Genomic DNA, 12600 nt, shown 5'->3' on the forward strand with positions numbered 1-12600 from the left:
GGGTATATTGCGTAAAACACCATTATTATTGGCGATGATGACCATCGCGACTGGTCAAGTAGGCGTCAGCATTTATCTTCCCTCTTTGCCTCTGATCAGTCATGACCTCGCTTTGCAACAGCATACCGTTCAAAACCTAGTGACTCTTTTCCTTGTTGGTTTCGGTGTTTCGCAGCTGTTTTATGGGCCTTTATCGGATGCCATTGGGCGAAGACCGGTGTTTCTCTTGGGGCAGAGCGTCTACTTGATTGGTACGGTCATTTGTATTGTGTTTGCTGATCATATTGTTGCCCTTGAAGCCGGACGTTTGTTGCAGGGACTTGGGGCGGGTAGTGCCTCCGTGCTTGGACGATCCGTCTTGCGTGATAGTTATGATGGACCGCAGTTAACCAAAGCGCTTTCTTACATATCAGTCACGGCGTCCGTGATGCCGATAGTCGCTCCTTTGTTTGGTGGTTGGATTGCCTATCACATCAGTTGGCATGCAGTTTTTGTTTTCGTGCTTGTTTATCTGTTAGCGATTTTTACATTGGGCTTTGCTGTGCTGCATGAAACACTGCCGTATCCCAAGCGACGCTTTGAACCAAAACGTGTAATGCTGAACTACCTTGAATTACTAACCAATAAACAAGTGATTGGCAGCGCAAGTTACAACTGGCTTAGCTACTTATCTGCTTTGGTTACCTTGTCTCTTTATCCATTTTTGATGCAACAAGAGCTTGGATTAACCGCTGCTGATTACGGAACACTAATGATCGTGCCTTCGGCTGGCTTATTGATGGGCAGTTTGGTGCTTAACTTCATCAACTCACGCTATAAAGAACAACAGATTTTACTGATGAGCTTTGTCATCGTCGCGGCTTCTGGCGTTATGTTACTTTGTTTGCCGTTTAACGTTGTGTCGTTATTAGTGGCGTTCACTTGCTTGAGCTTTGCACAAGGGATGTCTTTTCCTGTGTCAATTAGCCTCTTATTGTCTCCACACAAGCAGCAAGCGGGCGCTGTGTCTGCTTTGTCAGGATCTATCCAGATGTGTTTGGCGGGTTTGTTTGGTGGTTACCTCGTTGAAAGTTGGGTAACAACTCAACATCAATTAGGAGTGTTCTACGTTTTAGTCGCTGTTATTTCTTGCGTTGTTTTGCTGCTCGGGCAGTTTCGTACGCCTTCAAGCGGCTTGGTTCAACCGGAACGTTCATAGTTAAATCTGGTTGCAAGCACTTAAGCTCCTCTCTAAAATGCGCAACCAATTATTGTGTCGTTACCTACACTTGGCTTATGGAAGTGAGCGTTCGACAACACCCGTTAATCGTTAGGTGAAATCATGCAACAAAACGAATTTGAAGCACTGCTAAAAGAAATCTGTCAAAAAGAAAACCTACCTCAAGCGCTAGAGCTATTAAAAGCGTGTGAGGAAGAGGAAGTGGCGCAAGCGGCTGAATCACTGACTGGTCAATTTGGTCTTGCTGAAGTAGAAGGCGAAAAACGTATCTACCACATCACGGTTCAAGCCGATGAATCGGGTGAAGAGAAAGAATTCGTTGAACATGTAATGAATGAAGGTGATCACCTGATCAAATTCGCAGCTTGGTTCTTTGAGACTTTCTTTGAAATCAAACCAAAAGACACGTACAAAGCAGCAGGTAAAACGTACCAACAGCCTAAGCGTTAATTACCGTTCTGATTCGTTAGGATAAAAAATTCTGTAAGTAAATTACAAAATAATTGTGACCTAAGTCTTGTTTTGTGGTTTTTATGGTGTAAAATTACAACATAAACCAGTCAATTACTTCTTAGGAGAAGGTCATGGGTTACGAACTTGGTGGTGTTTACTTTGGCCAAATGATTGCCAAAGATGCGATGCACAAAGCGCTTTACGGTAAAGCGAAGAAGAAAAAGCCTTCTATGTTTGCTCGCGTTATGAAAAAGCTAGCGAATTAATAAGAAAAGCCCCGACATCATGTCGGGGCTTTTTGCATTCTAGGTATCGGTTTTTGAATTCGGAGCTTTAAGCTGTTTGGCTTGGGATCTCAACCACGTTATCTGGCACACTATCCAATCCCTTTTCCGCTAACCACTTTGCCAAGTTATCGGCGCCTCCGATGTACTGACCATCTAACCAAATTTGTGGGACAGTGACTGGAGTTTTCTCTCCGATGATCGCTTTTACTTCTGGGATCATGCGATAAAGTGCTGCACTGTCTTTTACAACGTCATGGTATTTGTATTCCACACCCGCTTCATCAAGCAGTTTTTTGGCTTTTACACAGTAAGGGCAGGTCGCTTTACCATAAACGATGTTGCCTTGAAGTTGGTCTCGTTTGGTCCATTCAGCAATAACAGACTGAACAAGCACACCTCTGTTTAGCGCTTCCCCTTGGCTGACGACTTTGCCTTCAACAACTAGGATAGGGGCGTGCCAAGCACCAAGCTTCAACGGTTCCCACCAGTGAGACAACCAATCTTTCACTTCAAGCTCGACAGGTACGTCTGCTAATTCGTTCTCAAACGTATCTGCAAGAATGTCTTTTGTTAGTGTGCATTCGCCACATGGGATGTTTACTTTAAACGGTCCCCAGCTGCCTGCCCAACGATACAATGTAATTTTGATTGGCTGTGTCATAAGATGCTCCTCATTTCCTTTCCTGAAAATATAGAACCCAAAACCCAAATATTTCTTTCAAATTACTTTCTTTTTTTTGCTTCCCAATGAGTAATGAAAGCAATCGAGCCGATAATGATTGCGGCACCAAGCCAGAGTCGACCCGGTGGAACCCAGTTAAACACTAACCAGCCAGCGAACACGTTAAGTGGTAACTTTGCATGGTCAAAGGGTTGTACAAAAGAGGCGTCCGCTACGGCATAAGCTTTAACAACCGCCCACTGTGCAAGAGCAGTCAGTACACCTGCAGCAACCAAAATTCCCCAGATACTCCAACCTTCTGGCATTGCGAAAGTCGGAACGGCGAGCAAGATATTAAATGGTGTGATCAGTAGAAGCAGATAAACCACCATAGTGGAAGGTGGATCGTTCACTGATAGTTTCTTCACCATTAAAGAATAAGAAGCCCAGAAAAACGCTGCGCCAACAGGAAGCAAGGTTGCCCATGTAAAGGAGTCTGACCATGGCTCAAGGATGATCATCGCGCCAATAAAACCTGTTAGTGTCGCAATCCAACGAGCGACTCCCACTTTCTCTTTAAGAATCAGGCCTGAGCCAACGGTAGCAAAAAGAGGGGAGGTCATTAGCAACGCGATACCTTGCCAAATTGGCACTGGGTAAGCGAGCGCCCACAACCAGAGCTGGATACCGATAACCGCCAAGAAGATGCGCAAAGCGTGCCACCCAAAGTGGTTAGTACGTAGAGACTGACGAATTCCTAATGTTCGTAGATACGGCAAGATAGCAAAGAAAGCTATTGCGTATTGAAACAGTGCAAATGTGGTGGATGACACACCAAAGTGAATGCTCGCAATTTGAGCAAAACTATTGACGATGGCGAATGCCAAACCTGCGGTAAGCATCCAAGATGCCCCTTGGACAGGATGATGATTCAATTGGATATTTCCGGTTTTAAAGAATTATCAGAATCATACGTCCTAATCTGTAGGTAGCCAATAAAAAAATGCCTCCCAGAGGGAGGCGACATTACCAATTCAAAGGACGTGCCTACCGAAGTAGGTACAAAGAACGAGAAGCACAAACGCTGCCATGCATTTGCTCGATCTAAGTATTGCAGCTAGTGTGCCAACTTTTAATTTATTGATTTTAAAGGGCTAGATCGGTATTGCTTGAGATAAACTAGAGGAAATGCACTAACTTCGGGATCTGGTGCATTAAAAGAGGGCAAGTTCTTCGTCAGTTAATGCGATCAAAAAAGCCGACACAATAGTGCCGGCCAAAAGACTCGCTATTAGGACAAGTTTTTATTAGAAGTCGTAACGTACGCCTAGACGTAGCGTGTCTTCGCCTTGAATCACTTTACCTTCTGCATCCTTCTCTTCGTCGAGTTGGTTCATGTAGTAAGAAAGGTAAGTACGGAAGTTGCTGTTAAGCTTGTAGTAACCAACTAGCTCAAAACCATCAAGAGCATCGTATTTTGCGCCACCGTTTGGATCGTTTTCTTGGTATGTGTAAAGACCAACAACAGTGAACTTGCTTGCTAGTTTGTAGCTTGCTGCAATTTCGTAAGCGGTGAAGTCTTCAGAATCATCTAGTGCACCTTGTGAGTATGTACCTGCAAGGTAAAGGTTTTCTAGAGAGTAAGCGATACCACCAAGAATTTGGTCTTCTGAGTTATCTTTATCTACATCGCCACCAGAGTAAGCAAGACCTAGGTCTAGACCCATTGGTAGAGAGTAAAGGCCAGAGATGCCGTATTTGTCTTGGCTGTCACCAGAGTTAGCTTGGTAAGTTGCTTGAACTTGCAGAGCATCAAATTCGCCACGGTAAGCGAATACGCTGTCTTGCTTATCAGAGGATGAATCAATAACTTGTTGAACACCTGAGAACTCAGTGATATCCGTCATATCAGAGATGATAACAGCAGCCATGTCTTGGCGACCTACCGAAAAATCACCTGCATCAGCACTCACACCAGCGTACATGTAACGGTTTTTAAACTCGCTTTTACCTGTTTTTTGTTCTGCTTCGTAAACACCAAAAGCTGAAAGACCGTTACCGATGTCTGTCTTACCTTTTAGGTTTAGACGTGCACGTGATGCATCTTCCATAGAGCCATCGATTTCAGCACCGTCTGAACCGATGAAGTCACCACGAAATTCAACACGACCACCAACTTTTAATTCAGTGCCGTCGTCTTTGTAAACTGTTGCTGCGAAAGATGGTGATGATACCAATGCTGTTAGAACTGCAGTAGTTAGTGCTGCCTTTTTCATTTTCTTATTACCCTAGTTGTAATCGATGAGCTTACTTGCTCGATTTGTGTCGATGACGCTTAAGGTAAACCGCGAAAATGAAAGATAGATTTCTGTTAAGTTATGATTCCATTGCATTTTTATTTCAAATGCATGAATGCGCTCCTATTCATGAAAATAAGAGGAAAGGGCTTTTTATCTTTTTTGATGTTTCTGTCTTACCTAATTGACAGTGTGTTTTTAAAAAAGTTCCTAATCATATTTCTTTACCCGAAATGTAACATTGGGTTTCTTAAATATTCGACTATCTGACCGTTTAACAATAACTTATGCTTGGTGTTTCTTCATAGATGTAACAAAATGTTTCTGTTTTTAGGTGTTGTTTTCCAAATTTGTGTATTGATTCGAGCTAAACGTTTGCCATTTTTCTTTTTTATTACATCTTTTCACTCTGCTCTTGGGAACTTCTGAAATACATTGATTAGCAGTTGTTAAGCAAAAGTGACGCGACATTGGTGGAAGAGATGCCCCAATCCACTTTTGTATAAGACTGACTTATAAACTAATGCATAAATACACGGATTTTATAATGAACAAAAAATTCCTAGCAGCAGCGATCGCAGCAGCAACATTTGGTACACAAGCAGTAGCAGTGGAGCTTTACAACAACGACGGCACTACTTTCTCTATCGGTGGTCACGTTTCAGTTAACCTAAACGGTTCTGAGCAAGGCGACACAGATGTAGGTACTAACTCTCCACGTATCAACTTCACAGCAACTCAAGACCTAGGCAACGGCTTCACAGCTGACGCTCGTGGTGAGTGGGCTCTTAACTACCTAGACGGTGGCGACAACTCTTTCACAACTCGTCTTGGCTACCTAGGTCTAACTCACGACGTATACGGCCGTGCAGTTGGTGGTACTCAATGGGCACCTTACTACGACGTAGCTGGTGTTGCTGATATGCCAATCGCGTTTGCGAACGACTTTATCTACGATGACCACGGTAACCTAGGTACTGGTCGTGCGGACAAGATGCTTTCTTACCGCAACGCAATCGAGCTAGGTGAAGCTGGTTCAATCAACTTCGGTCTAGGTTGGCAAGGTGCTAAAGAAGACGGCGCTGAATACGATGACCGTATGCAAGTTGCACTTTCTTACGCAATCATGGGCGCGAAAATCGGTTACACGTACAACGGTGGCGATATCAACACAGGTGTACGTTCAGAGTCAGCTGAATCTCACCTAGTATCTGCGGCATACGGTTCATACGGTCAAGGCCTATACATTGCTGCAGTATACGGTTCAAACGAGAACATGAACTTTGATGGAAAAACTCCATCACAACGTCTAGCAGAAAGTGATGCGTACGAAGCACTTCTAGCTTACGCTCTTCCAAGCAGCCTAAACCTAAGCATCAACTACGAGATGGTTGAAGGTAAGGTACGCAGCGGTGCTAAGACTGAAACAGCACGTGAAGAGATGGCTGTTCAAGCTGAATACAACTTCACTTCTAAGTTTGTTGGTTACGCTGGTTACCAGTTCGACCTAAACGATGCTAACGATCGTAAAACAGACGACAAATGGGCACTTGGTGCTCGTTACTACCTATAATAGTAACCTGTCCTAGTTACTATAAAAGCCAGCTTCGTGCTGGCTTTTTTCATATCTAGTGTCTGATCAACGAGAGCGTTTCGCCTTGAAGAGTGCAAGAGAAAAACGGGCTGAATGTCTTGTTTTTAACATTCAAGAGTGGGAACTAGTGTGGGCAAGTCAATCAGTTAGATTATCATGTGCGTTTTGTTTTGCAGGGAAGAGCAATGAGCGTCATTCAGGTTGAAGAGAAGAAAGTCAAAGTTGGTAAAGTTCTGTGTGTTGGGCGTAACTACGTTGAGCATATTCAAGAGCTCAATAATGCCATGCCAGAGCAAATGGTCGTGTTTAATAAACCGGCGACTTCCGTTTCAACCAAACTCATCGCATTCCATCAAGAGCCTTTGCATTACGAAGCAGAAATCTGCTTTCTGATCAAAAATGGTCAATACAGCGCGGTTGGACTCGGCCTGGATCTGACCAAACGTGGCTTACAATCTACCCTCAAAGAGCAAGGATTACCTTGGGAGCGCGCCAAAGCGTTTGATGGTTCTGCAGTGTTCAGCCGTTTCCGCTCTCTCCAAGGTGTCAATATAGATGACCTTAACTTAGAGCTTCTGATTAACTGTGTTCATGTTCAGAAAGGGCACGTTAAACAGATGCTTTACCCACCAGTGAATATTCTAGATGAGCTAAAGAGCTATACAACGCTAGAAGATGGCGATGTCGTGATGACTGGGACACCTAAAGGTGTAGGCGAAGTGCATCAAGGCGATGTCTTCCTTGGGCGTTTGAAGTGTGGAGACATCACCTTGTTAGAGATTGAGTGGGTAGCTGCTTAGCCGTGAGCTTACAACCAAATTCGAAGCAATAAGAACGCGACCATACTCACTATGGTGGTGAGCAAGACATTCTTGGTGAGGTACGCAATCGCAGCGGCTAATAGAGCAGCCAATAGAAATGGATTTTGCCATGTCACGCTAACTTCACCTTCTGGCATAAACACAATTGGAGCCCAAATTGCGGTGAGTACTGCAGGGCTTGCGTAGCTCAATACTTTCTGAGTTCTTACCCCCAACCTAAGCGGTAATTTCGGTTCTAAGAACAGATAACGGCTGGTGAACACCAAGGCTGTCATGGCTAAGATAGACAAAAAGATCATTGGCGCTCCTCCGGTGTACTCTCAAGGTTTGGTGCTTTCGTCGTAAATTGTTCCACAAAATAGCCCGTTAACATGGCGAGAATGCTCGCGAACATCAAGCTCCCTTCCACTTGGTAGTAGTTCAGCGCCACTGAGCTAACTAATGCCACCAACACACTGCATAACACGGGAATGCTTTTTATCGTTGGCACCACAATCGCGATAAAGGTGGCAGCAACGGCAAATTCCAATCCGAGCTCATTCAATTCAGGTATCAAACTGCCGGCGACGATGCCAGCAAGCGTTGCGAAGTTCCAAAATAAGTAGAAGCTTAATCCAGCGCCTAGGGCATACCACCGATCAAATTGTTTATCGGATTGGTGCCCGACGATGGCAAATAGCTCATCAGTGAGTAAGAAGCCAAGTGAAAGACGCCACTTTAATGGCAATGACGAAATTTTACTGCGCATTGAAACGCTATAAAGAAAATGGCGAGAGGTAATAAAAAAGGTAGTCAGCAACATAGTCGTCAAGCCAGCGCCTGCTTTAATCATCCCCATAGCCACGAGCTGTGCGGAGCCTGCAAACAGAATGGCGGAAAGTGCCTGACCCTCCAGCGGGTGTAAGCCAGTATCGATGGCAAATGAGCCCGCAAGTAATCCCCAAGGCAGTACGGCGATGCTTAATGGCATCATTGCGATGGTGCCTTGTAAAAAGAGCGAGGATTTTGAGTCTTGATGAGTTGGCAAAGTAGTATCCATAACTTCAACTTAAATAGAAAAACATGCTGTTAAGGTAGGCTGACCTCTGCACGCTGCCTTGTACAAAATTGCTAAAAATGCTTGATGTACTGCCCAGGCGTTACGCCCATGGCCTTTTTAAAGTGACGATGCAAATGGCTTTGATCGTGAAAGCCACACTCTTGAGCAACGTCGGAAATCTTTTGTCCTAGTTTGAGCAGTTTTTTCGCCACTCTGAGCCTCTGTTGAATCTGAAATGCGTGCGGTGGGAAACCAAACTGCTTTTGAAACTCACGCAACAAATGAAAAGGGCTTAATCCCGCTAATTTCGCCAGTTCTTCTAAAGAGACATCGGCTTGAGGAAAGTCTTCAAGAAACTCTTTGACCTGATGTACTTGCTTTTGCGCTTTGGTTGCATCTTGAAGAGGAGCTCGATGTGTACTGTGCTTGCTGGCAAGTTTGACCAACGTACCGTAGACAAGTGTCTCTCTTAATAAGCGGTTATCGGACTTCTCTAGAGTATCGAACACCAACCGCAGTTGGTTTGCGAGCTCTGGATCGTAAACCACGGGTTGGGGGAAGTAGGGCTGTGCGACATTGGGTGCGCCAAGTTCTTCCCCAAGCGTTTGAAACTGCTCAGGTACTGGATACATGGCTTTGTATTCCCAGCCACCTTCTGATGCTGAATGACCATTATGCACCTCGTCGGCGTTGACAAGAATGATGCTATCTTGTGGGGCAATGTGGTTGCCGCCAGTACGAAAGAACTTTTGTGCACCTTTTTCAATCACACCGATGGTGTAGCCTTCATGGCTATGACGAGAGAAGTTTTGCTTTTCGTACTTTGCGTCGAGCAGCTCCAAGCCACCGAGCTCTTGAGCAATCTTAAAAGTCGCGATTTCCTTATTCTTTTCTTTCATCTCGTTCCGAACTGCTCAAGTATTAATCGTGGCACTACATCATTTGGAGTCTACCGGATCCATCCTGCTTATTTTTGTACAAAATTGCTATCGGTATTAAAAATAAACACCAAAAAGGTTAATTGTTTTTAAATTGAACATTAAACCTTTTCTATTTTCTGAATATTGCTTCGTAGAAAGATATTTGGTCTGGTTGTTATCTATTCATTGGTATAAGATCCGCCGCCTGTTTTTGAAAGCCAGTTCCATCATGATCGATTTATCTGTACTCCCTGTTTATCTCACTGCTGTTGTTGCACTTCTTTTGTTACCTGGACCTGACATGTTGTTGATTGCCAGTTCTAGCATGAGCTATGGTAAGAAAGTTGGTCTGTTTGCGAGCTTGGGCAACGCGACGTCCGGTGTGATCTTAACCTTATTGGCCGCAATGGGCGTGTCGACCTTAATTGCAATGAGTCCAATCGCATTAAAAGTACTTCATCTACTGGGGGGCGCGTACTTACTAAAAATGGGCTGGGACTGTCTACGAGCGGACGTTTCTGCTGCACCAGAGCTGGACCAGAAAAACAAAATGGCATCGACTTACTATCAACGCGCTTTGATGAGTAACCTGCTGAACCCGAAAGCCTTGGTGTTCTTCGTGATGTTTTTACCTCAGTTCGTCTCTAGCAACATTACCGCATCGTCGGGTGAGCAAATGCTCGCGCTTGGTTTGCTGCTAAACGTATTAGGCTTGCTATTCAATATTTTGTTAGTTGCATTGGCGGGGACATTAGGCAAAGGGTTGCTGGAAAACGATAAATTCCGCATGTACCAAGGCAAACTGATGGGCTTGGTGTTCGTGATCCTTGCGGTATGGATGCTCAGTAGCTTCGCAATGTAAAGTGTAGGAACAATCAGATTTTTGAACAAAAGCCAGCACTCGCTGGCTTTTTGTTTTAGTATCACACTGATTTCCAAGGAGTGGCAGTATGAAACTTGAATTTAAACTCAATCCAGAACAAAACGATCTCGACTTTATCCGTGATGGCATCCGAGCATATAACCGCATGCATTTACCGGATGGTGATGTAAACGCCATTGGTTGTTTTGCCCGTAATGACGAGGGCAAAGTGATTGGTGGACTTACGGGAGAGATGTTCAATAACACCGTGTTCGTTGAATATCTTTGGGTAGATGCAGAGGCACGCACTTCGGGATTGGGAAGCAAACTGATTTCTCTACTGGAAGAACAAGTGAAACCACATGGGGTGACGCACTTGTATCTTGATACTTATAGCTTTCAAGCACTCGATTTTTACTTGAAATTGGGTTTTGAAAAAGTAGGGCAGTATTCAGGTTACCCAGCAGCAGGTATTGATAAACATTTCCTGCAAAAACAGATTGCTTGATTTGGTTTGAATTGAACAAAAAAAGAGGCGCACGATGCGCCTCTTTCACTATTTGCGATTTGCTATCGTCACAGAATCGATGTTTCAAACCCGAATTACAAGCTTTGTTGATGTGCTTCGATCAATGCGTTCATCTTCGCTTCTGCTACTTGGTTGGCTTGCGCGTAATCCATCTCTGCTGGGAAGTCGCTGATCACTTCGTAGTAACACTTCAACTTCGGCTCAGTACCTGAAGGGCGAACAATCACGCGTGATTTGTCTTCTAGGTGGTAAACCAATACGTCACTTGCAGGCAAGTCAATCGCTTCTGTTGGACCATCGGTCACAAAGCGAAGTGATAACTTCAGATCTTCGATCACTTCGATACGTTTACCCGCGATCTCTGTCGGTGGGTTTGCGCGAAGCTTGTCACCGATTGGTGGTGATTTAGGGTCAAGCGCAATGCTGCGTTGCGCGTTGAAGTAGAAACCGTGTTGGCGGTATAACTCTTCTAACTTATCCCACAGCGTTTTGCCTTGTGCTTTCAATTTACCTGTCAATTGAGAGAAAGCGACCAGCGCTGACAGGCCATCTTTATCCCAAACCTTGTTGCCTACCGTGTAGCCCAGTGCTTCCTCGTAAGCGAATAGGAACGGATTTGCTTCTGTCTCTTGTGTCATTGCTACGTTGGTTATCCATTTAAAGCCAGTTAACGTTTGGTAGTATTCTGCACCGTGTGCTTTAGCAATGCTGCTCAATAGTCGAGAAGACACAATGGTATTACCAACAAGCGCGTTTGGTTGAGCTTGCAGTAAGTAATCACCAAACAATGAGCCCACTTGGTCACCCGTTAGCATCTGGTATTCGCCATCTGGACGCTTTACAGCCACAGCAAAACGGTCTGCATCAGGATCGTTCGCGCAAGCGATATCTGCATCGACAGATTTACCTAGCGCCATCACCATGTCCATTGCCCCCGCTTCTTCAGGGTTCGGGAAGTTTACGGTAGGGAACGTGCCGTCCGGTTCGCGCTGTTCTGGAACACTTGCCACTTTTTTAAAGCCAGCGTCTGCGAGCAACGTTTCTGCCATGTCCGCACCAACACCGTGCATTGCCGTGTAAACAATCGAGATATCTGTGTTGCTGTCCGGTGTCAGCAGGGCATTGTCGTTCATTGTTTTGCGGTATGTTTGGTAGTACTCATCTTCTAGCCAAACTAACAACCCTTTTTCTTTCGCATCGTCCAGTGACATCAGAGGAAGCGGTTTTGTTGTTGCTTCATCGATTTTTTCAGCAATACCAGAATCGTGCGGTGGAATAATCTGTGCGCCATTTTCCCAGTACACTTTAAAGCCGTTGTACTCAGGCGGGTTGTGGCTTGCGGTAACCACCACAGCCGCAGCTGCATTTAACTCACGAACACCGAAAGCAACAATTGGTGTTGCCGCTACTTTATAGGTTAGGTAAACCTTGATGCCTAAAGCAGTAAGCACGGAAGCTGTATCGTGTGCGAACTGTTTAGAATCAGGGCGACCATCGTAACCAATAACAACACCGCGAGACGATGCGTCTTTCACTTGTTCAATCAGATAGTGACCGAGACCAGTTGCTGTTTCTTGAATCACCAAACGGTTCATGCGATTTGGGCCAGCACCAACTTTACCGCGCAGACCTGCCGTACCAAATGCTAAGCGCGAGCCAAATCGATCTGTCAGTTCTTGTTCGTTATTCGCATCGACCAGTTGCTGAAGCTCTTCACGAGTTTTTGGGTCAGGATCTCGTGCTAGCCATTGAGTAATTTGTGTTGTCATATTCATCTTTCCTTAGCAGGGGGAGCCCGCTTGTTTAGACACTTTTATCAGGAAAGTGTCCCAATGTTTTCTTAATATCAATGTAAATGGTTCTCAATTACATTTCAAAGAGGGCAATCGATAAACCGAATTTATTTTTCTCTCTGTAC

At 44.8% G+C, this 12600-nt stretch carries 14 protein-coding genes; 7 read left to right on the forward strand and 7 right to left on the reverse strand.

All coding sequences use genetic code 11. The features are described 5' to 3' along the window. Positions 1-7: 7 nt before the first annotated feature. The 3 genes from QTO06_RS02455 to QTO06_RS02465 all read left to right on the forward strand — a co-directional run bounded on the left by QTO06_RS02455 (position 8) and on the right by QTO06_RS02465 (position 1938). Positions 8-1198: a multidrug effflux MFS transporter gene (locus QTO06_RS02455; RefSeq protein WP_331406770.1), complete on the forward strand. Its 1191-nt coding sequence runs from the start codon at positions 8-10 to the stop codon at positions 1196-1198. A 123-nt stretch (positions 1199-1321) separates the two neighbouring features. After that, on the forward strand, positions 1322-1669 hold the full coding sequence (locus tag QTO06_RS02460) for a hypothetical protein (RefSeq protein WP_005435558.1): 348 nt from the start codon (positions 1322-1324) through the stop codon (positions 1667-1669). A 134-nt stretch (positions 1670-1803) separates the two neighbouring features. After that, complete coding sequence (locus QTO06_RS02465; protein WP_009706169.1) at positions 1804-1938, forward strand: hypothetical protein; 135 nt, start codon at positions 1804-1806, stop codon at positions 1936-1938. Between the two features lie 67 nt (positions 1939-2005). Here the strand turns inward: QTO06_RS02465 and QTO06_RS02470 are convergent, their stop codons facing one another. The 3 genes from QTO06_RS02470 to QTO06_RS02480 form a co-directional block, all read right to left on the reverse strand. Next, positions 2006-2620 (reverse strand): glutaredoxin, encoded by a 615-nt coding sequence (locus QTO06_RS02470; RefSeq protein WP_331406771.1) that lies wholly within the window; start codon positions 2618-2620, stop codon positions 2006-2008. Positions 2621-2682: 62 nt separating this feature from the next. Then, the gene (locus tag QTO06_RS02475; protein ID WP_078609793.1) at positions 2683-3522 is read right to left on the reverse strand and encodes a DMT family transporter; all 840 of its coding nucleotides are present in this window, start codon (positions 3520-3522) and stop codon (positions 2683-2685) included. Positions 3523-3927: 405 nt separating this feature from the next. Further along, positions 3928-4896 carry a porin gene (locus QTO06_RS02480; protein WP_005435562.1) on the reverse strand — a complete coding sequence of 323 codons (969 nt, stop codon included), beginning with the start codon at positions 4894-4896 and terminating at the stop codon, positions 3928-3930. A 568-nt stretch (positions 4897-5464) separates the two neighbouring features. Between QTO06_RS02480 and QTO06_RS02485 the strand changes: the two genes are divergently transcribed. Both QTO06_RS02485 and QTO06_RS02490 read left to right on the forward strand, forming a co-directional pair. Beyond that, positions 5465-6490, forward strand: coding sequence for a porin (locus QTO06_RS02485; RefSeq protein WP_039840311.1), 1026 nt, complete (start codon positions 5465-5467; stop codon positions 6488-6490). Between the two features lie 206 nt (positions 6491-6696). Continuing rightward, positions 6697-7311, forward strand: a complete 615-nt coding sequence (locus QTO06_RS02490; RefSeq protein ID WP_331406772.1) for a fumarylacetoacetate hydrolase family protein — start codon at positions 6697-6699, stop codon at positions 7309-7311. An 8-nt stretch (positions 7312-7319) separates the two neighbouring features. Here QTO06_RS02490 and QTO06_RS02495 read toward each other — a convergent pair whose 3' ends face one another. The 3 genes from QTO06_RS02495 to QTO06_RS02505 all read right to left on the reverse strand — a co-directional run bounded on the left by QTO06_RS02495 (position 7320) and on the right by QTO06_RS02505 (position 9270). Continuing rightward, complete coding sequence (locus QTO06_RS02495) at positions 7320-7631, reverse strand: AzlD domain-containing protein (protein WP_199455346.1); 312 nt, start codon at positions 7629-7631, stop codon at positions 7320-7322. Beyond that, positions 7628-8371, reverse strand: a complete 744-nt coding sequence (locus tag QTO06_RS02500) for an AzlC family ABC transporter permease (RefSeq protein ID WP_331406773.1) — start codon at positions 8369-8371, stop codon at positions 7628-7630. The genes QTO06_RS02495 and QTO06_RS02500 overlap by 4 nt, the downstream gene beginning before the upstream one ends. Before the next feature lie 71 nt (positions 8372-8442). Then, positions 8443-9270 (reverse strand): AraC family transcriptional regulator, encoded by an 828-nt coding sequence (locus QTO06_RS02505; protein WP_331406774.1) that lies wholly within the window; start codon positions 9268-9270, stop codon positions 8443-8445. Between the two features lie 250 nt (positions 9271-9520). Between QTO06_RS02505 and QTO06_RS02510 the strand changes: the two genes are divergently transcribed. Continuing rightward, positions 9521-10153, forward strand: coding sequence for a LysE family translocator (locus QTO06_RS02510; protein WP_020194801.1), 633 nt, complete (start codon positions 9521-9523; stop codon positions 10151-10153). An 88-nt stretch (positions 10154-10241) separates the two neighbouring features. Then, positions 10242-10661, forward strand: coding sequence for a GNAT family N-acetyltransferase (locus QTO06_RS02515; protein WP_199455348.1), 420 nt, complete (start codon positions 10242-10244; stop codon positions 10659-10661). A gap of 95 nt (positions 10662-10756) precedes the next feature. Here the strand turns inward: QTO06_RS02515 and QTO06_RS02520 are convergent, their stop codons facing one another. Then, on the reverse strand, positions 10757-12451 hold the full coding sequence (locus QTO06_RS02520) for a phospho-sugar mutase (RefSeq protein ID WP_331406775.1): 1695 nt from the start codon (positions 12449-12451) through the stop codon (positions 10757-10759). Between the last annotated feature and the right edge of the window lie 149 nt (positions 12452-12600).

Origin of the sequence: Vibrio sp. M260121, assembly GCF_036533715.1 — a bacterium.
Taxonomy (GTDB): domain Bacteria; phylum Pseudomonadota; class Gammaproteobacteria; order Enterobacterales; family Vibrionaceae; genus Vibrio.

Excerpts from the sequence above, each read along its gene's own strand:
- QTO06_RS02520 (WP_331406775.1), bottom strand. The coding sequence starts at position 12,451 with ATGACAACACAAATTACTCAATGGCTAGCACGAGATCCTGACCCAAAA.
- QTO06_RS02505 (WP_331406774.1), bottom strand. The coding sequence starts at position 9,270 with ATGAAAGAAAAGAATAAGGAAATCGCGACTTTTAAGATTGCTCAAGAG.
- QTO06_RS02475 (WP_078609793.1), bottom strand. The coding sequence starts at position 3,522 with ATGCTTACCGCAGGTTTGGCATTCGCCATCGTCAATAGTTTTGCTCAA.
- QTO06_RS02500 (WP_331406773.1), bottom strand. The coding sequence starts at position 8,371 with ATGGATACTACTTTGCCAACTCATCAAGACTCAAAATCCTCGCTCTTT.
- QTO06_RS02460 (WP_005435558.1), top strand. The coding sequence starts at position 1,322 with ATGCAACAAAACGAATTTGAAGCACTGCTAAAAGAAATCTGTCAAAAA.
- QTO06_RS02495 (WP_199455346.1), bottom strand. The coding sequence starts at position 7,631 with ATGATCTTTTTGTCTATCTTAGCCATGACAGCCTTGGTGTTCACCAGC.
- QTO06_RS02490 (WP_331406772.1), top strand. The coding sequence starts at position 6,697 with ATGAGCGTCATTCAGGTTGAAGAGAAGAAAGTCAAAGTTGGTAAAGTT.
- QTO06_RS02470 (WP_331406771.1), bottom strand. The coding sequence starts at position 2,620 with ATGACACAGCCAATCAAAATTACATTGTATCGTTGGGCAGGCAGCTGG.
- QTO06_RS02515 (WP_199455348.1), top strand. The coding sequence starts at position 10,242 with ATGAAACTTGAATTTAAACTCAATCCAGAACAAAACGATCTCGACTTT.
- QTO06_RS02485 (WP_039840311.1), top strand. The coding sequence starts at position 5,465 with ATGAACAAAAAATTCCTAGCAGCAGCGATCGCAGCAGCAACATTTGGT.
- QTO06_RS02480 (WP_005435562.1), bottom strand. The coding sequence starts at position 4,896 with ATGAAAAAGGCAGCACTAACTACTGCAGTTCTAACAGCATTGGTATCA.
- QTO06_RS02465 (WP_009706169.1), top strand. The coding sequence starts at position 1,804 with ATGGGTTACGAACTTGGTGGTGTTTACTTTGGCCAAATGATTGCCAAA.
- QTO06_RS02510 (WP_020194801.1), top strand. The coding sequence starts at position 9,521 with ATGATCGATTTATCTGTACTCCCTGTTTATCTCACTGCTGTTGTTGCA.